Below are 17720 nucleotides of genomic sequence, written 5' to 3' on the forward strand. Positions count from 1 at the left end.
ACCTTGATGGGCGTGTGGTCGAGCTGGTCTGTTGTGACCGCCCGGCTCAGGGTTCGAAGCGGTAGCCCATGCCCGGTTCGGTGATCAGGTGGCGGGGGCGGGCCGGGTCGGGTTCGAGCTTGCGGCGCAGGGTGGCCAGGTAGACGCGCAGGTAGTGGGTCTCCTTGACGTGCTGGGGGGACCAGACCTCCGCGAGCAGGCGGCGCTGGCTGATCAGCTTGCCGGGGTTGCTCACCAGCAGTTCGAGAACGCCCCACTCGGTGGGGGTGAGGTGCACCTCGGCGCCGTCGGAGACGCGGCGGACGGTCTTGCGCGCCAGGTCGACCTCGTGGTCGCCGACGGTGACGGCCGGCGGGGCCTCGGTGCCGGGGGCGCGGCGGGTCACCGCGCGGATCCGGGCCAGCAGCTCGTCCACGCTGAACGGCTTGCCCACGTAGTCGTCGGCGCCGGCGTCCAGGGCGTCCACCTTGTCCTGGCTGCCGGTGCGGCCCGACAGCACGATGATGGGCACCCGGGTCCAGCTGCGCAGGCCGCGGATGACGTGGACGCCGTCCAGGTCGGGCAGCCCCAGGTCCAGGACGATCAGGTCGGGGTGCCAGGTGGCGGCCCGGGCCAGGGCCTGGCCGCCGTCGGGCACGGCCGCCACCTCGTACTGGCGGGCGCGCAGGTTCAGGCTGACGGTGCGCAGGATCTGCGGGTCGTCGTCGACCACCAGGATGCGGGTCATCGCAGCTCCGCCTCGGGGTCCGGCACGGCGGCCCGGTGCGCGGGCAGGGTGAGGATCATCGTGACGCCGCCGCCGGGGGTGTCCTCGGGCTCGATGCCGCCGCCCATCGCCTCGGCGAGGCCCCGGGCCAGCGCCAGCCCCAGCCCGACGCCGGTGTGGTTGTCGCGGTCGCCGCGCCGCTGGAACGGCAGGAACACCCGGTCCCGGTCCGCCGCCGGGATCCCGGGGCCGCGGTCCACGACCCTGATCTCCACGGTGTCGGCGTGCGAGCTCGCGGTCACCAGCACCGCCGCGCCGGGCGGGGTGTAGCGCAGCGCGTTGGACAGCAGGTTGGCGAGGATGCGTTCGAGCAGTGCCGGGTCGGCGAGGAGTTCGGGCAGCGCGCCCGGCACCTGCACCCGGACCTGGGCGGCGTCCGCGCCGAGGTCGTCCAGGACGCGCGGAACGATGTCCTCGACGGCCATCGGGCGGGTGAGCATGCCCAGCGCCCCGGCCTGCAACCGGCTCATGTCGAGGAGGTTGGCGACCAGCCGGTCCAGCCGGTCCAGGGACTGGGCGGCGGCGTCCAGCAGTTCCGCCTCGTCCTGCTCGCTCCAGGAGACGTCGGGGCTGCGCAGGCTCTCGACGGCGGCCTTGGCCGAGGAGAGCGGGGTGCGCAGGTCGTGGCTGACCGCGTTGAGCAGGGCGGTCCGCATCCGGTCGGCTTCGGCGAGCGGGCGCACCTGCTCGGCCTGCTCGGTCAGCCGGCGCTGCCGCAGCGCGACGGCGGCCTGGGCGGCGAACGCCTCCAGCACCCGCCGGTCCGTGGCCGAGGGGGTGGGGCCGCACAGCACGAGGACCAGGTCGTCGTCGATGGTGATCTCGGCGTCGCCCTGGTCGGGGCTGCCGCAGGGCCGCCCGCCGGTGGCGGCGGCGACCTTCCAGCGGTGCGGGTCGTGCTGCCGGCCGGGGGTCAGCGGGGTGTCGGCGGGGCGTTCCAGCAGGGTGACGGAGGTCAGCCGGAAGGTCTCGCGGAGCCGTTCGAGCAGGGAGTCCAGGGCGCGCTCGCCGCGCAGCACGTGCCCGGACAGGGTGGCCAGCAGGGTCGCCTCGGCCCGGGCCGCGGCGGCCTGGCGGGTGCGCCGGGCGGCCTGGTCGACGACCGTGCTGACGGCGGCGGCGACCACCACGTACACGATCAGCGCGAGCAGGTTCTCGTGCTCGGAGATGGTGAAGGTGTGGTACGGCGGGGTGAAGTAGTAGTTCAGCAGCAGCGACCCGGCCACGGCCGCCAGCAGCGCCGGGTACAGGCCGCCGGCCAGGGCCACCCCGATCACCGCGGCGAGGAACAGCAGTATGTCGCTGGGCAGCGGCACCCGGTCGCGCAGCGCGGCCAGCAGCAGGGTGAGCAGCGGCAGGCCGAGGACGGTGAGCGCGAACCCGGCGGCCTGCCGCTGCGCGGTCAGCCCGCCGCCCAGGGCGGGGGGCCGCCGCCCGGCACTGACCTTCTCGTGGGTGACCATGTGCACGTCGATGGCACCGGACTGCGCGATGGTCGTCATCCCCACCCCCCGGGAGAGCAGCCGCGCGAACCGGCCCCGGCGGGACGCGCCGAGCACGAGCTGGGTGGCGTTGGCCCCCCGGGCGAAGTCCAGCAGGGCGGCCACGATGTCGTCGCCGACCACCTGGTGGTAGGTGCCGCCCATGCTCTCCACCAGGGCCCGCTGCCGGGCGAGGTCGGCGGGGTTGGCGCCGGTGAGGCCGTCGCCGCGGAGGACGTGGACGGCCAGCAGGTCGGCGCCCTTGGTGCGGTCGGCGATGCGCGCGGCCCGCCGGATCAGCGTGTCGCCCTCCGTCCCGCCGCTGATCGCGACGACCACCCGCTCCCGGGCCTCCCAGGTGCCGCGGATGCCGTGGTCTGCGCGGTACCGGTCGAGCTGGTCGTCGACCTTGTCGGCCAGCCACAGCAGCGCCAGTTCCCGCAGCGCGGTGAGGTTGCCGACGCGGAAGTAGTTGCCCAGCGCGGCGTCCACCTTCTCGGGGGCGTAGACGTTGCCGTGCGCCATCCGGCGGCGCAGCGCCTCCGGCGTCATGTCGACCAGTTCGACCTGGTCGGCGCGGCGGACCACCTCGTCGGGCACCGTCTCGCGCTGCGGCACCCCGGTGATCTCCCGCACCACGTCGTTGAGCGACTCCAGGTGCTGGACGTTGACGGTGGAGATGACGTCGATGCCGGCGTCCAGCAGCTCCTCGATGTCCTGCCAGCGCTTGACGTTGCGGGAGCCCGGGACGTTGGTGTGCGCCAGCTCGTCCACCAGCGCCACCGCGGGGCGCCGGGCGATCACCGTGTCGGTGTCGAGCTCGGTGAACTCCGCGCCCCGGTGCTCCATCGTCTTGCGCGGCACCAGTTCCAGCCCTTCGACCTGCTCGGCGGTCCGGGCCCGGCCGTGGGTCTCCACGTAGCCGATCACCACGTCGGTGCCGCGGCCGAGCCGGCGCCGGCCCTCGGCGAGCATGGCGTAGGTCTTGCCGACGCCTGGGGCGGCCCCCAGGTAGATGCGGAGCCGCCCGCGCGCCATGGGGTTTCTCCTCTACTTCCGGACCGGGAACCTGGTGTCCAGCTCGTGGTTGAGCTGGACGACGTTGACCCGGGGCTCGCCCATGAAGCCGAGGTCCCGGCCCCGCCGGTTGGCGTCGATCGCCTGCAACACCCGCTCGACGGGGACGCCCCTGGTCCGGGCGACCCTGGCCGCCTGCAACCGAGCGTAGGCGGGGCTGATGTGCGGGTCCAAACCGCTGCCGCTGGCGGTCACCGCGTCGGCGGGAACCCGCGGGTCCGCCGGGGCGCCGCCCCGGACCGGTACGGTCGCGCCGGCGGCCAGGTCCTCGCCGGGGCGGGCGCACTCGACGCGGACGCCTTCGTAGGTGGCCAGGAAGGGGACGGCCGGGCACGCCTGGTTGGCGCTGACCACCCGGGTGGGCCGGGTGACCCGCCCGTCGGTGCCGCGCGGGCCGAACACCTTCAGTACCGCGCCCACCCCGTCGGGGGTGCAGTACGGCCGGGAGCCGTCCACGCCCTCCAGCTCGCCGATCGCCTTGCTGCGCGCGCACACCTGGGTGAGCAGGCTCTGCGACCCGTCGTCGCCGAGGGTGTCGAGGACGTCTTCGGGGCCGAGGTTGCTGGCCGCCGATCCGGTCGGGTTGTAGGAGGTGTCGTCGGGGTTCGGTGCCTCCTGCCCCTTGACGGGGCTGTCGATGGTGGCGGAGGGGCGGCTCTGGAAGTACTGCGGTAGGGGGGTGCCGTCGGGGCCGGTGAAGGACTGGCCGATGAGCCGGCTGCCGACGACCTTCCCGCCGCTTTCGATCTTCGAGCCGCCGGCGCCGCCGCGCAGCCCGGGGAGCTGGGCGACGGCCATGACGGCCAGCGGGTAGAGCAGGCCGAGCAGGACGGTGAACACCAGCAGCGCGCGCAGCGCGGCCAGGTGGTTGCGGATCCACGTGGGCATCAGCATGTCAGGACATCCCAGGAAGGAACTGGACGAAGAGGTCGATGATCTTGATGCCGACGAACGGGGCGACGATCCCGCCCAACCCGTAGATCGACAGGTTGCGGGTCAGCAGCGTGGACGCCCCGGCGGGCCGGTAGGCGACGCCGCGCAGCGCCAGCGGGATCAGCGCGATGATGACCAGCGCGTTGAAGACGACGGCCGACAGGATCGCCGACTGGGGGCTGTGCAGGCGCATCACGTTGAGCGCGTCCAGCCCGGGATACAGCGCCACGAACAGCGCCGGGATGATGGCGAAGTACTTGGCGATGTCGTTGGCGATCGAGAAGGTCGTCAGCGCGCCGCGGGTGATGAGCAGCTGCTTGCCGATCTCCACGATCTCGATGAGCTTGGTGGGGTCGGAGTCGAGGTCCACCATGTTGCCGGCCTCCTTGGCGGCCGACGTCCCGGTGTTCATCGCCACCCCGACGTCCGCCTGGGCCAGCGCGGGGGCGTCGTTGGTGCCGTCCCCGGTCATGGCGACCAGCCGGCCGCCCTCCTGCTCCTTCTTGATCAGTGCCAGCTTGTCCTCGGGACGGGCCTCGGCGAGGAAGTCGTCCACCCCGGCCTCGTCGGCGATCGCCTTGGCGGTCAGCGGGTTGTCGCCGGTGATCATGATGGTGCGGATGCCCATCGCGCGCATCTCGTCGAACCGCTCGCGCATGCCGTGCTTGACGACGTCCTTGAGGTGGATCACGCCGAGCAGCCGGGTGCCGGAAGGCGTCTTCTCGGCCACCGCCAGGGGCGTGCCGCCACCGGCGGAGACGCCGTCGACGATCTCGCCGAGCTGGACCGGCACGCTGCCGCCCTGGCCGCGGACCCACTCGGCGACCGCGCCCGCGGCGCCCTTGCGCAGGGAGCGGCCCTCGTTGTCCAGGTCCACACCCGACATCCGGGTCTGCGCGGTGAACTCCACCCAGCGGGCCCGGTCGAGCTCGCCGGCGGCGCGCTCGCGCAGCCCGTACCGCTGCTTGACCAGCACCACCACCGACCGGCCCTCCGGGGTCTCGTCGGCCAGGCTGGACAGCTGCGCGGCGTCGGCCAGCACGTCGGGGGCGACCCCGTCCAGCGGGATCAGGTCGGCCGCCTGCCGGTTGCCCAGCGTGATGGTGCCGGTCTTGTCCAGCAGCAGCGTGCTGACGTCCCCGGCGGCCTCGACGGCGCGCCCGCTCATGGCCAGCACGTTGCGCTGCACCAGGCGGTCCATGCCGGCGATGCCGATCGCCGACAGCAGCGCCCCGATGGTGGTCGGGATCAGGCAGATCAGCAGCGAGACCAGCACGATGCCGGTGACACCGCCGGAGCCCAGGGCGAGCGAGTCGGGCACCCCGGGCTGGGTGCTCTTGGAGTAGATCGCCAGCGGCTGGAGGGTGGCCACCGCCAGCAGGAAGATGACCGTGAGCGCGGCGAGCAGGATGTTCAGCGCGATCTCGTTCGGCGTCTTCTGCCGGGACGCGCCCTCCACCAGGGCGATCATCCGGTCGATGAAGCTCTCGCCGGGCCGCTGGGTGACGTGCACCACGATCCGGTCCGACAGCACCCGGGTGCCGCCGGTCACCGCGGACCGGTCGCCGCCGGACTCCCGGATGACCGGTGCGGACTCGCCGGTGATGGCGGACTCGTCCACGCTGGCGATGCCCTCCACCACATCGCCGTCGGCGGGGACGAGCTGCCCGGCCTCGACGACCACATGGTCGCCGCGGCGCAGGTCGGCGGCGGCCACCGGCTCCTCGGGGACGTCCCGGCCCGGCTCCCAGCCGCGCAGCCGGCGGGCGGTCATCTCCTGCTTGGCCTTGCGCAGGGTGGCGGCCTGGGCCCGGCCGCGCCCCTCGGCGACGGCCTCGGCCAGGTTGGCGAACAGGACGGTCAGCCACAGCCAGACCACGATCAGCCAGGCGAACCAGCTCGGTTCCAGCGCGGCCAGCACAGTGGACCAGACGGCGCCGATCTCGACGATCAGCATGACCGGGTTGCGCCACAGCGTCCGGGGATCGAGCTTGCGCAGCGCGTCCGGCAGGGACCGGGCGAGCTGCTTGGGGTCGAACAGACCGCCCCGCACCCGGTTCCGGGGGGTGGGCGTGGGCATCAGTGGAGTCCTTCCGCGAGGGGCCCGAGCGCGAGCGCGGGCAGGAACGTGAGGGCGACGAGGATCACCGTGACTCCGGTGACCATGCCGACGAACTGCGGCCGGTGGGTGGGGAGCGTCCCCGCCGAGACGTGGGTGCCGCCCTGCCGGGCGAGGGACCCGGCCAGCCCCAGGACGAGGATGATCGGCAGGAACCGGCCGAGCACCATGCACAGGCCCAGCGCGGTGTCGTACCAGACCGTGTTGACGGTGACGCCGGCGAACGCCGACCCGTTGTTGTTGGAGGCGGAGGTGAACGCGTAGAGCACCTCTGACAGGCCGTGCGGGCCGCTGTTGAGCATGGCCGCCCGGCCGCTCTCGGTGGCCATCGCGACCGCGGTGCCCGCCAGCACCAGCGCCGGGGTGACCAGGAAGTACAGCGAGGCGTACTTGATCTCCCGGGAGCCGATCTTCTTGCCCAGGTACTCGGGGGTGCGGCCGACCATCAGGCCGGCGACGAAGACGGTGATGACGGCGAGGATGAGCATGCCGTACAGGCCGGCGCCCACCCCGCCCGGCGCGACCTCGCCGAGCATCATGTTGACCAGCGGCATCATGCCGCCGAGCGCGGTGTAGGAGTCGTGGAAGGAGTTCACCGCGCCGGTGGAGGTCAGCGTGGTCGAGGCGGCGAACACCGCCGAGTTCGCCACGCCGAACCGGGCCTCGGTGCCCTCGGTGGCGGCGCCGACCGCTTCCGGCACGGTGCCCTGGTGCATGAGCTGGAACGTCATGGTGAGCGAGATGCTGACGACCGCCAGGATCCCCATCACGGCGGCGATCGCGTAGCCCTGCCGGAGCTGGCCCACGATCCGCCCGAACGTGCGGGTCAGCGCGAACGGGATCATCAGCAGCAGGAAGATCTCCAGCCAGTTCGTCCAGGGGGTGGGGTTCTCGAACGGGTGGGCGGAGTTGGCGTTGTAGAAGCCGCCGCCGTTGGTGCCCAGTTCCTTGATGGCCTCCTGGCTGGCGACCGGCCCGCCGGTGAGGTGCTGCGTGCCGCCGGCGACCGTGCCGACGGTGTCCGGTGAGGCCAGGTTCTGCACCACGCCCCCGGCCACCAGCACGAGGGCGCCGACGAACGCGATGGGCAGCAGGATCCGCAGCGCGCCGCGCACCAGGTCCACCCAGAAGTTGCCCAGGTGACCGGACCCGCGCCGGGCGAACCCGCGGACCAGCACGATCGCGATCGCCATGCCGACCGCCGCGGACACGAAGTTCTGCACCGCCAGCCCGGCCATCTGCACCAGGTGGCCCATGGTCTGCTCGCCCGCGTAGGACTGCCAGTTGGTGTTGGTGACGAAGCTGACCGCGGTGTTCCACGCCTGGTCCGGCTTGACCGGGTCGAAGCCCAGGTTCAGCGGCAGGTACTGCTGCACCCGCTGGAACGCGTACAGCAGCAGGATGCTGATGGCCGAGAAGGCCAGGACGCTGCGGGCGTAGGCACCCCAGGTCTGCTCCGCGTCGGGGCGGACGCCGACCAGCCGGTAGAGGAGGCGTTCGATCCGCCAGTGCCCGGGGTCGGTGTAGACCCGGTACATGTAGTCGCCCAGCGGCCGGTAGACCACGGCCAGGGCGAGGACGAGGGAGCCGAAGAAGACGACTCCCGCCAGGGTGCCGTTCACTAGAACCTCTCCGGGAACACCAGCGCGACGATCAGAAAGACGATCAAGGCCGCGGCCAGCACGAGGCCCACGGCGTTTTCGAACGTCACAGCCGCTCGACCGCCTTCACGACCAGGGCGAACAGCGCGAAGACCGCGACTGTCAGCAGGACGAACACCAGATCAGGCATCTCTCGCATTCCTTGTCGGTTCGCGGGCGCGGGGCCCTCACCCAGGGAGGTTCACCCCAGCCGCGCCCGCATTCGGCTTGGTACAAAAGGAGTGAAACGCCTGATCAGTGCGATAAGTGACTTCTTTAACGCCCTCTTAGCGCGGCCCCCGCGAGTTTTGATACCTCTCTGACACGGCCGCGCACGGCGCTACCACCGGAGGGGCGAATGGCCACCGTCATCGGGATCCACGGCACCGGCAAGTACGAGTACTTCCAGCGGGAGGGCACGGCCGAGGCCGCGTCGGCCGCGCTCGGCCGCGTCTGGTCCCGCTGGCTGGGCGAAGGGATGGCCGCGGCGGGCCGTCCCGGGCCACCGGTGACCACCGGCTACTACGCCCACCACCTGCACCGGGGCACCATGCAGGGACCCGACGACCCGGGGATGCTCGACGCCGAGGCGCAGGAACTGCTGATCTCCTGGGTGGACCTGCTCCGGACGCGCCCGCAGACCCCCATGGGCCCCCGCACCGCCCGCGCCCGCGGCGCCGCCGACTGGGTGGCCCGCAAGCACGGCGACGCCGCACGCCGCCTCGTCACCACCCTCTCCCGCGAGATGACCGCCTACCTGCGGGAACCGGCGGGCCGGCGGCGGATCGCGGCCCGGGAGGCGGTGGCCGGTGCCGTCCGCGCCGCGCCCGGCCCCGTCACCGTGCTCGCGCACTCGCTGGGCAGCGTCGTGGCCTACGAGGCGCTGTGGGCGCACCCCGAACTGCGGGTCGGCCACCTGGTCACCCTCGGCAGCCCGCTCGGCATGCCGGGCGCCGTGTTCGAGCGCCTCGTCCCGGCCCCCCGCGCCGGCCGGGGCGCCCGCCCGCCCGGCGTGACCCGGTGGACCAACCTGGCCGACGTCGGCGACCTCGTCGCGATCCCCCGCACCGGCCTGAGCGGCGGGTTCGACGGCGTCGACGCCGACCACCCCGACCTGGTCATCGGCGAGCGCGACTTCCACACCGCCCGGGGCTACCTCTCCTGCCCGGACGTCGCCCGCCTGCTGTGACCCGCCACCGGGCCGCGGTCCAGGCCGGGGAACCCGTCACAGGAGGGGCCGGGTGGTCCCGGTGGGCCAGGTGCGGCGGCCTGGCCAGGGCAGGCGGACCAACGGCCCGCCGGGCACGGCCCGCCGGGCGGCGCGGAGCTCGTTCCGGGCGACCTCCGCGACCATGTGGAGCGGGGCCGGCTGCCGGTTCCGCTGCTGCGGCACCCGGCTCAGCCAGCGGTCGACCAGCCGGCCCAGGTCGGCGGGTATCCCGGGGACCAGCCGGTCCACCCGTTCGGGCCGCCCCCCGCCGTCGAGGTGGCGCACGATGTCGCCCGGGGTCGCCGCGGTGCTGAGCTCGAGCGTGAGCGGGGCGCGCCCGGTGATCATCCAGTAGAGCAGGGCACCGGCCCCGTAGAGGTCGGCCAGCGGCGTGCACCAGCCCGGCGGCTGGAGGATCTGCTCCGGGGCGGCGAAGAAGGGGGTGCCGCCCGTCATCGGCTCCCGGCCGGGCTCGGTGTTCCACTGGGCGGACAGGCCCCAGTCGATGATCTTCGCGTCCCCGCGGTCGAGCACGATGTTCCCCGGCTTGACGTCCAGATGGACGAGCCCCGCCCGGTGCGCCGCGGCCAGGCCGTCCAGGACCTGCTCGGCGATCCGCAGCACCGTGTCCAGGGTGCGCTCCGCGGCGGCGAAGACGCCGGTGAGGCTGCCCGGGTCGTACCGGGGCATGACCACGTAGGCGAATCCCTGCTCCTCGCCGGAGCCCAGGAGCGCCCGGATGTGCGGGTGTGTCGTGCGCACTCGCATGTCGTTGCGCAGCGCCCGGCGGCGCAGCACGCCGGCCCGGGTCGCCGAGCCGTGCGCGCCGGTGGGGACGAGCTTGACCAGCACCTCCGGTGCCGGGTCGCCGGCCGGCACGGCGGTCCAGATCGCGCTGTTGCCGGCCTGGTCGGAGCCGTCCAGGGGCGCCACCAGCCGCCACCGCCCGCCGAGCAGCAGGTCGGGCCGGGGCTGCCACGCCTCGCGGGCGTAGATCTCCTCCAACTGCCCGGCCCGGCCGAGGACGGAGGCGCCCTGCGCCGGGCCGGGCCGTTCCGGGGACTGCTGCCAGGGGTTGGGGCCGGCCGAGTCGTGGTTCGGTTCGCCGGGCCGTTCCGGGGACTGCCGCCAGGGGTTGGGGTCGGTCCAGTCGCGGTCCGGTTCGCCGGGCCGGCCCGGGGCCGGCCGCCAGGGGTTGGGGCCGATCGAGTCGTGGTTCGGTTCGCCGGGCCGTTCCGGGGACTGCCGCCAGGGGTTGGGGTCGGTCCAGTCGCGGTCCGGTTCGCCGGGCCAGCCCGGGGCCGGCCGCCAGGGGTTGGGGCCGGCCGAGTCCCGGTCCGGTTCGCCGGGCCGGCCCGCGGCCCGCCGCCAGGGGTTGGGGTCGGTCCAGTCCCGGTCGGGGTCGGCCTGGGACCCGTGCCCGGATCGGGCTTCGACCGGGAGCCCCGGGGCCGGTCGCGAGGAGGGCTCCGAGTCGTACTGGTCCGCCGGGACCGCCCAGGGAAGGTCGGTCCTCTCCGGGCCCGGCACCGGCGTGGTGGGGACGAGTTCGTCGAGCCGGCCGGCGTCGGCGGCGTGCTGCAACGCGTGCCGGAGCACGTAGGGCTCGGCCGCCGCCCAGTCCCGTTCCTCGGCCGGGCCGAGCGGGGCGAGCAGCAGGTCGAGGAACGCCGAGACCCGGGTGCGTTCGGCCGCCCGGAACCGGGCGTCGCCGCCCCGGCCGAGCAGGTGGTCGGCGAGCCCCTGGTGGAACAGCCGGTACAGGGTGGTCCCGTCCACGTCGGTGGCCTGGCGCAGGTAGAAGCGGCCGGCGTCCAGCGCCTCCCGCAACCGGTCCACGGCCGGTTCGGCGCCGCCGTCCAGGTACGCCCGGCACACCCGGCGCAGCACCGACAGGGGCATCCCGTTCCCGTAGGTGCGGGCCAGGGCGAGCATGACCGGGCGCAGCAGCGGCGACGTCCCGATGTCCAGGTCGAGGGTGAGCACCTGTGGCAGGGCGCGCGGCACCTGCCGGCCCAGCGTCCGCGCCTCGCCGGGCGTGCCCACCGGCCGGTCGAGGGTGGCCGCCACCAGGTGCCGGGTGTACAGCCCGGCGACCAGGAACTCGCCCCAGCGGTGCCGGACGCCCTCCTCCGGTTCGGCGGAGAGGGTCGCCGCGACCCCGCGGGCGAACGCCCGGCGCACCGCGGCGCGCCCGCGGTAGGCGTCGCTGGCGTGCAGCAGTTCGGTGACGTACTCCTCCAGGTCGTCCTCCAGGACCTCGCGCGGCTGGCCGTCGAGGTCGACGAGGAGGGCGTCGCGGCGGGCGAGGTCGCGCAGCGGGGCGTAGTCGCCGTACCTGCGCACCCCCACCACCAGCCGGACGAGCGGGGTCCCGTCGGGGCGCCGGGCGCGGACCAGGGGCAGCACCAGCTCGTCCATGAGCAGCGGGCCGTTCTCGGCCTCGTCCAGGGCGTCCAGGACGATCGCGGGTGGCCGGGGCGCCCGCCGCAGCGCCTCCCCCAGGTCGTCGGGGAAGTCCAGCTCGCCGAGGCCGAGCTGGCGGGCCAGCGAACCGACCACCTCGTCGAGCCGGCGGCCCCGGGCGTGCACGGCCGCAACCGGGCCGTCCGTCTCGAAGAGGGCACGGCCGACGTGCTCCCACACCCGCCGGGTCGGCTCGCGCAGCCCCGGGTGCAGGGCGCAGACCAGCACGCCCAGCAGCGCGGACTTGCCCGCCCCCGGGCTGCCGGTGACGACGCCCAGGGGTTCGGCGGGCGCGTCCGGGGACTCGCCGCCGAGCAGCCAGGACAGCCGGCGCAGTTCCTTGCGGCGGCCGGTGAAGCACCCCGCCAGTTCGGTGAACCCGGGGGAGCGCCGGAACGGGCCGGCCCCGGCGGCCCGCTCGATGAAGTGGCGGGCGTCGAGCACCTCGTCGAGGTCGTCGAAGAACGGCAGCAGCCCGGGGTCCAGGCCGGCGCGCAGCCGCGCCTTCGGGTCCGCGGGGTCGTACGCGGGGTTGGGGAAGAACGGGAGCCAGCTCAGGTCCGCGGCGGAGTCGACCAGCGTGCCGATGACCTGCTGGCGGTCGGTGTCGGCCGCGACGGCGAGCCGGTCGACCTCCCGCCGGACGGCGCCGACCACCGTGTTGTACGGGACGTGTTCCAGCGCCGGGCCGACGTCCAGGTCGCCGATCCGGCCGAGCACGTTGATCAGCGCCTGGGAGAAGTGGCCGTTGAACGCGGCCTGGTCGCTCTCGCAGGCGGCGAGCACCCAGGCCCGGACCCGGCCGTGGGCCAGCGGGATCTGCCAGGGCAGCCGCGCCGCGGTGCCCGCCTGGCAGAGGTCCAGCAGGAACAGCACCAGCGGGCCGTCCGGGTCGCGCTCCACCCGCTTCAGCCAGGACTCGACGTCGGTGGCGTCCCCGGCCGCCGCGCCGTCGGTGCCGGGGACCCAGAGCGTTCCCGTCCGCTCCTCGACGTCGCCGTGGCTGATCAGGTGGACCACCACGACACCGGCCCCGTCGAGGTGGGACGCCACCGCGTCCCCGAGCGCCCGGGTGGGCAGCCGGGGACCGTCGCGCACGGTGGGGGAGTATCCGAGCTCACCGAGTGAGCGCGCGAGCTCCCGGGCCAGTTCCGGGGCGAAGGGCAGCGGGCCGCCGCGGTGGCCCGCGGAGCGGACGCCGATGGACAGCGCCCGGCGCCGTGGCGGCACGACGATCACCCCGGTTTCCCTTGACGACTCCCCGAAAAGGGTAGATCGCCGAGGGTCGCCGGGTCAGCCGGGCTGGAAGGTCACCTGCGGGATGTCGGGGACCGCCTTGGCCCGGCCGGGGTCCTTGGCCTCGTAGGCCACGATGACCTGGGCCGGGATGCGACCCCGGTCGTTGACCTCGATGCCGTGCTGCTTGGCCCAGGAGCGGATGGCCGCGGCGCGCTCGCGGTCGCTGGTGCTGCGGGTAACGCTGCCACCGTCGGCCTTGACCGGCCGCTCGGCCCGTGCCCGGCGGGCGCCGGCCACGTAGGGACCCAGGGCCGTGCGCAGGGCGGCGGCGTTCTGGGCGCTGAGGTCGATTTCGTAGTCGATGCCGTCCAGCGCGAACGTGACCGTCTCGTTCGCGGGGCCGCCGTCGAGATCGTCGAGCAACTCGACGACCGTGGTACGTGCCATTTCCTAACTCTCTCTCTTGCCGCGTGCGGCCGTCAGGCCTCCGGCCTCGCGTCCGGGTGGGCGGCGATGAACTGCTCGTAAACCTCGTCGGCGATCTTGCCACGGGTGCTGATCTCGACGCCCTCGCGCTCGGCCCACTCGCGCACGTCGGTGTTGGAGTAGCCGCGCAGCCGGGGGCCGGCGTCGGCGGTGCCCTTGCGGGCCCGCCCGGCCCGCTTGACCTCGGTCGCCTTCTCCAGATAGGGGGCCAGTTCGGCCAGGACGTCCTGAAGCCGTTTGTGGTTGGCGTCGCCCAGATCTATGGCGAATGTCATCGAGCCGATCTGGAAGTCGCGCCGGATGACGTCTTCGCCCTCGTACCCGTCGATGTCATCCACGGTGATGACCCTGGTGGCCACGTCACATCCCCTGCTCGTCGGTTGCGCAAGTGAGAATGCCACACACCGGGGACTGAAATGGCCGGGACGCCGCCACCCGCGGCGTGTGTGATCAATACCTGGCCAGGATTCGGCGGATGATCTCCAGAGTGTCGTCCGGTGTGGCCGCCTCCGTCACCAGGATGTTGAAGCTGTGCCAGTAGCGGTCGACGTCGGCGGGCTTGTCGGGGTAGGAGGCGCCGGCGAGGTGCCTGACGTACACCATGTCCGGCAGGCCCTGCTGCGGGAAGCGGACCAGGGTGGCGGAGCCGCCCGTGCCGGAGTGCCCGCCGACGGAGAACGGCACGACCTGCACGGTGACGTTCGGCAGCTCGCACATCTCGATCAGGTGCTCCAGCTGGGCGCGCATCGTGCCGGTGTCGCCGAGCCGGCGGTGCAGCACCGATTCGTCGAGCACCACCCACAGCTGGGTCGGGTCGGGTTTGCGGTACAGGATTCGCCGGCGCCCCATCCGCAGTTGCAGCCGGCGGGCCAGCTCGCCTTCGGAGGCGTCGCGGTAGTAGTGCCGGATGGCCTGGCGGGCGTAGTCCTCGGTCTGCAGCAGGGGCGGGATGAACCGGGTCTCGAAGCACCGGATCACGCTCGCGGCCTGCTCCGCGTTGAGGTAGGCCCGCAGCCAGTCCGGCACCAGGCTGCGGTAGCCGTACCACCAGGGGGCCGCGTTGGACTGCTCGGCCAGGGCGAGTGCGATGGCGCGCTCACCCTCGTCGTCGACGCCGTAGCGGGTGAGCAGGTCGGCCACGTCCCGCTGCTTGAAGCCGGTGCGGCCCAGTTCCATCCGGCAGATCTTCGAGCCGGACGCCCGGATCGTCTCGCCCGCGTCGTCCAGGGAGATGCCGGCGGCCTCCCGGAGCCGGCGTAGCCGCTGGCCCAGCACCATCCGCGGGATCAACGGCCCCGTCGGGAGTTCGGAGGTGTCGCTCATCGGGGTGACGGAGGCCAAATCGGGCGCATGGTCCGTCACGGTCGGACGATTCCTTCCGTCGAGCGCGTCTTTGGGGAGATCCCAACCTAGGGGTGCAGACCCGCCCACGACCGGAATTCGGTGATTCGCACCACACTGGTGCATGAAATTGTTTTGGCGGGGCTCAGCCCACGGTGATGGCGTTGAGTTTGTCGAGCAGGTAATCGCGGGCGCGCACGGGCTCGTGCGCCACCCGGCCGACGGGCGGGCCGAGCGATTCGATCAGTGCGTCGGGATCGCACTCGTAGAAGTAGATGAGCGAGATGAGCTCCTCGTCCGGCGCGCCGGGATCGGGGGGCAGCACCCGGTGCCGGCCCGAGAGCCACCGGTCACCCGTCCAGCGGGCCAGCAGGTCCCCGATGTTGATCGTGAACGAATCCGGGACGTAGGGGGCGTTCACCCAGTGGCCGTCCCGGGTGTAGATCTGCAGGCCGCCCACCCCGTCCTGCCGGTCGAGGACGGTGACGGTCCCGAAGTCGGTGTGCGGGCCGATCCGGAACTGGCCGGGCTCGGGCTCGCCCAGCAGCGACAGCGGCGGGTACCAGTTGACGTTCATCGTGTACGAGGGGTGGCCGGCCCGCGAGACGAAGAACTCCGGGGGCAGGCCGAGCGCCGCCGCGCACAGCACCAGCAACTCGTCGGAGAGGTCGCGCATCCGGACCAGGTAGTCGGTGAGCAGCGGCCGCAGCTCGGGCACCTCGGCCGGCCAGCGGTTGGCCGGGAACCACGCGGCGTCAATCTCCGGGTCGCCGATGGGCCGGTCCGCGCCGACCGCGTAGGTCTCCTTGAGGTCGGGCGGGGTCTCGGTGCCCTCGGCGTAGCCGTTGGCCTCCACCCCCGGCGGCAGCCAGCCGCGCTCGCCGACGGTCGCCGCGTAGGTCTCCTTGACCTCGCCGGGCAGGGCGAAGAACCGCCTGGCCGCGGCGCGGATCCGGGCCCGCAGCTCCACCGGGACGCCATGCCCGGTGACCACCAGGAAACCGACCTCCCGCAGCGCGGCGTCCACCCGCGCCGCGACCGCCAGGCGGTCGGCCTCGGTCCCGTGGAACCAGGGGGTCAGGTCGATGGTCGGTACCACGCTCGTCATCTCCCCAACTATGCGCTGGAGAAGGGCCGCCCGGTATGGACAGAACGTCCGTACCATGAGGCCCTGGACTGGACGGAACGACCGAGGTAGGGCGATGCCGCTCACGCTCCGCGAGATCCTCTCCTTCGACGCGCTGCGCGCCGCCCGGCCGCGCGTGCTGGCCGGCGAGGCCGCGCTGGACCGGGTGGTCCGCTGGGTGCACTCCAGCGAGATCTACGAGATCGGCCCGCTGCTGACCGGCGGCGAGCTGCTGCTGACCACCGGGCTCGGCCTGGCCGGCACCGACGCCGGGGCGCGCCGCCACTACCTGCGGGAGATCGCCGCCCGGCGGGTGGCCGGGGTGGCGCTGGAACTGGGCCGGACGTTCCCCGAGGTGCCCCGCGAACTCGTGGACGAGGCCCGCCGGCTGCGGCTGCCGTTCATCGTCCTGCACGCGGTGGTGCCGTTCAGCCGGATCACCGAGGAGGCCAACACCCGGATCGTGGACTACGCCGGCCACCGGTTACGGCTGGGCGACTCCATCACCCGCGCCCTGAACGAGGCGCTCATCGAGGGCTCCGGCGTGCCTGGCCTGCTGGCCACCGCGGCGGAGGTGATCGGCGGGCCGCTCGTCCTGGTCGCCGGCAACGGGGCGCTGGTCGCCGCGCACGGCGTCGCCGACGACCGGGAGGCGTGGCGGGTGGCGGACGCCCCGGCGGCGCAGGTGCCGGTCACCGTGCACGGGCAGACCTGGGGGCGGCTGATCGCCGGCCCCGGCGGCGCGCTGGACGGCGAGGACCTGGCGATCGCGCTGGAGCGCACGACCGTCGCGCTGGCCCTGGGCATGCTGCGGGCCGGCGACCCGCCCAGCGAGCACGACCGGCTGGCCACCGCCCTGCTCACCGACCTGCTGGACGGCACCGCCGAGGGCCGCGCCGAATCCTCGCTGCGGGCGGCGCTGGCGGGCTTCCACCCCGCCGCCGACCACCTGCTGGTCGGGGTCGCCGCGGACGCGCTGGAGACCGCCGCCGCGCTCGCCGTCATCGACCGCGCCGCCCGCATCCTGCACACCTCGGCGCTGCGCGGCCGGGTGTCGCGGCTGGTGCTGGGCGTCCTGGCCGTCCCGCGCGGCGTGGTGGACGCGACGGGCGCCGCCGGCCAGGCGCTGGAGGAGGCGCTGCGCCGGCTGAACGCCCCGCAGGTGCGGGTCGCGATCGGCCATCCGGCGATCGAGCTGGGCGGGCTGGGCGACTCGCTGCGCGACGCGCGGGCGGCGCTCGACCTGCGCCCCGGCTCCCGGGTGGTCAGCGCCCGGGCGCTCGCGCTCGACCTGGAACTGGCCCGGCACGGCGACACCGACCACCTCGACCGCCTGGTCCGCCGCACCATCGCCCCGCTGGTGGAGTGGGACGCCGCGCACCGCACCGACCTGGTCCGCACCCTGGAGGTCTTCCTGCTGCACGGCTGTAGCGCCACCCGCGCCGCCGGGGTGCTGCACCTGCGCCGGCAGTCCTTCTACCAGCGCCTGCAGCGCATCGAATCCCTGCTCGGGCACACGGTCACCGAACCGGACGTGCACGCGGCGCTGCTCCTGGCCGCCACCGCCCACCGGCTCACCACATCCTGAACTCTTTGCCGCTTTCGACCGCTTCCGCGCGTGTGAGCGGACCGGGACGTTGGCAGGTGCCCCAGTAAGGGGGGAGGCCGGGTGGGGGACGCGCGGCGCCGGCACCCGGGCGGACCGGGACACCGGCAGATGCCCCCGTACAGGCCGGCCGGGGGGACGCGCGCCGCACCGCGGCACCTGAGCGGATGGGAACGTCGGCAGGTGCACGGCCGGGGGATGCGCGCCGCGCCGCGGCACCTGAGCGGACA

At 73.8% G+C, this 17720-nt stretch carries 13 protein-coding genes; 2 read left to right on the forward strand and 11 right to left on the reverse strand.

Annotated features, from left to right (window positions below; all coding sequences use genetic code 11):
• Window positions 1-46: 46 nt before the first annotated feature.
• Genes DPM19_RS19325 through kdpF form a run of 6 tightly spaced genes read right to left on the reverse strand, consistent with a single transcriptional unit; the run spans window position 47 to window position 8087 of the window.
• Complete coding sequence (locus tag DPM19_RS19325; RefSeq protein ID WP_111869341.1) at window positions 47-727, reverse strand: response regulator; 681 nt, start codon at window positions 725-727, stop codon at window positions 47-49.
• Window positions 724-3285, reverse strand: coding sequence for a sensor histidine kinase (locus tag DPM19_RS19330; protein ID WP_111869342.1), 2562 nt, complete (start codon window positions 3283-3285; stop codon window positions 724-726). The genes DPM19_RS19325 and DPM19_RS19330 overlap by 4 nt, the downstream gene beginning before the upstream one ends.
• A gap of 12 nt (window positions 3286-3297) precedes the next feature.
• On the reverse strand, window positions 3298-4212 hold the full coding sequence (locus tag DPM19_RS19335) for a potassium-transporting ATPase subunit C (RefSeq protein WP_199485171.1): 915 nt from the start codon (window positions 4210-4212) through the stop codon (window positions 3298-3300).
• A gap of 7 nt (window positions 4213-4219) precedes the next feature.
• Entirely contained in the window at window positions 4220-6337 is a 2118-nt protein-coding gene (gene kdpB, locus DPM19_RS19340) for a potassium-transporting ATPase subunit KdpB (protein ID WP_111869344.1), read from the reverse strand.
• Entirely contained in the window at window positions 6337-7998 is a 1662-nt protein-coding gene (gene kdpA / locus DPM19_RS19345; RefSeq protein ID WP_111869345.1) for a potassium-transporting ATPase subunit KdpA, read from the reverse strand. The genes kdpB and kdpA overlap by 1 nt, the downstream gene beginning before the upstream one ends.
• Window positions 7998-8087 (reverse strand): K(+)-transporting ATPase subunit F, encoded by a 90-nt coding sequence (kdpF, locus tag DPM19_RS19350; RefSeq protein ID WP_111869346.1) that lies wholly within the window; start codon window positions 8085-8087, stop codon window positions 7998-8000. The genes kdpA and kdpF overlap by 1 nt, the downstream gene beginning before the upstream one ends.
• Window positions 8088-8374: 287 nt before the next feature.
• Here kdpF and DPM19_RS19360 point away from each other — a divergent pair, with 287 nt between their 5' ends.
• Window positions 8375-9205 carry a lipase family protein gene (locus tag DPM19_RS19360; protein ID WP_111869348.1) on the forward strand — a complete coding sequence of 277 codons (831 nt, stop codon included), beginning with the start codon at window positions 8375-8377 and terminating at the stop codon, window positions 9203-9205.
• Between the two features lie 36 nt (window positions 9206-9241).
• Here the strand turns inward: DPM19_RS19360 and DPM19_RS36795 are convergent, their stop codons facing one another.
• The 5 genes from DPM19_RS36795 to DPM19_RS19385 all read right to left on the reverse strand — a co-directional run bounded on the left by DPM19_RS36795 (window position 9242) and on the right by DPM19_RS19385 (window position 15866).
• Window positions 9242-12931 (reverse strand): protein kinase domain-containing protein, encoded by a 3690-nt coding sequence (locus tag DPM19_RS36795; RefSeq protein WP_111869349.1) that lies wholly within the window; start codon window positions 12929-12931, stop codon window positions 9242-9244.
• 54 nt (window positions 12932-12985) lie between these two features.
• The gene (locus tag DPM19_RS19370) at window positions 12986-13378 is read right to left on the reverse strand and encodes a histone-like nucleoid-structuring protein Lsr2 (RefSeq protein ID WP_111869350.1); all 393 of its coding nucleotides are present in this window, start codon (window positions 13376-13378) and stop codon (window positions 12986-12988) included.
• 32 nt (window positions 13379-13410) lie between these two features.
• On the reverse strand, window positions 13411-13776 hold the full coding sequence (locus DPM19_RS19375) for a histone-like nucleoid-structuring protein Lsr2 (protein WP_111869351.1): 366 nt from the start codon (window positions 13774-13776) through the stop codon (window positions 13411-13413).
• Window positions 13777-13867: 91 nt separating this feature from the next.
• On the reverse strand, window positions 13868-14740 hold the full coding sequence (locus tag DPM19_RS19380; protein WP_111869389.1) for a helix-turn-helix domain-containing protein: 873 nt from the start codon (window positions 14738-14740) through the stop codon (window positions 13868-13870).
• A gap of 163 nt (window positions 14741-14903) precedes the next feature.
• On the reverse strand, window positions 14904-15866 hold the full coding sequence (locus tag DPM19_RS19385) for an isopenicillin N synthase family dioxygenase (RefSeq protein WP_111869352.1): 963 nt from the start codon (window positions 15864-15866) through the stop codon (window positions 14904-14906).
• Between the two features lie 94 nt (window positions 15867-15960).
• On the opposite strand from DPM19_RS19385, the gene DPM19_RS19390 reads away from it, so the two are divergent.
• Complete coding sequence (locus DPM19_RS19390; RefSeq protein WP_158566828.1) at window positions 15961-17472, forward strand: PucR family transcriptional regulator; 1512 nt, start codon at window positions 15961-15963, stop codon at window positions 17470-17472.
• Window positions 17473-17720: the final 248 nt, after the last annotated feature.

Origin of the sequence: Actinomadura craniellae, assembly GCF_003289645.1 — a bacterium.
Taxonomy (GTDB): Bacteria; Actinomycetota; Actinomycetes; order Streptosporangiales; family Streptosporangiaceae; genus Actinomadura_D; species Actinomadura_D craniellae.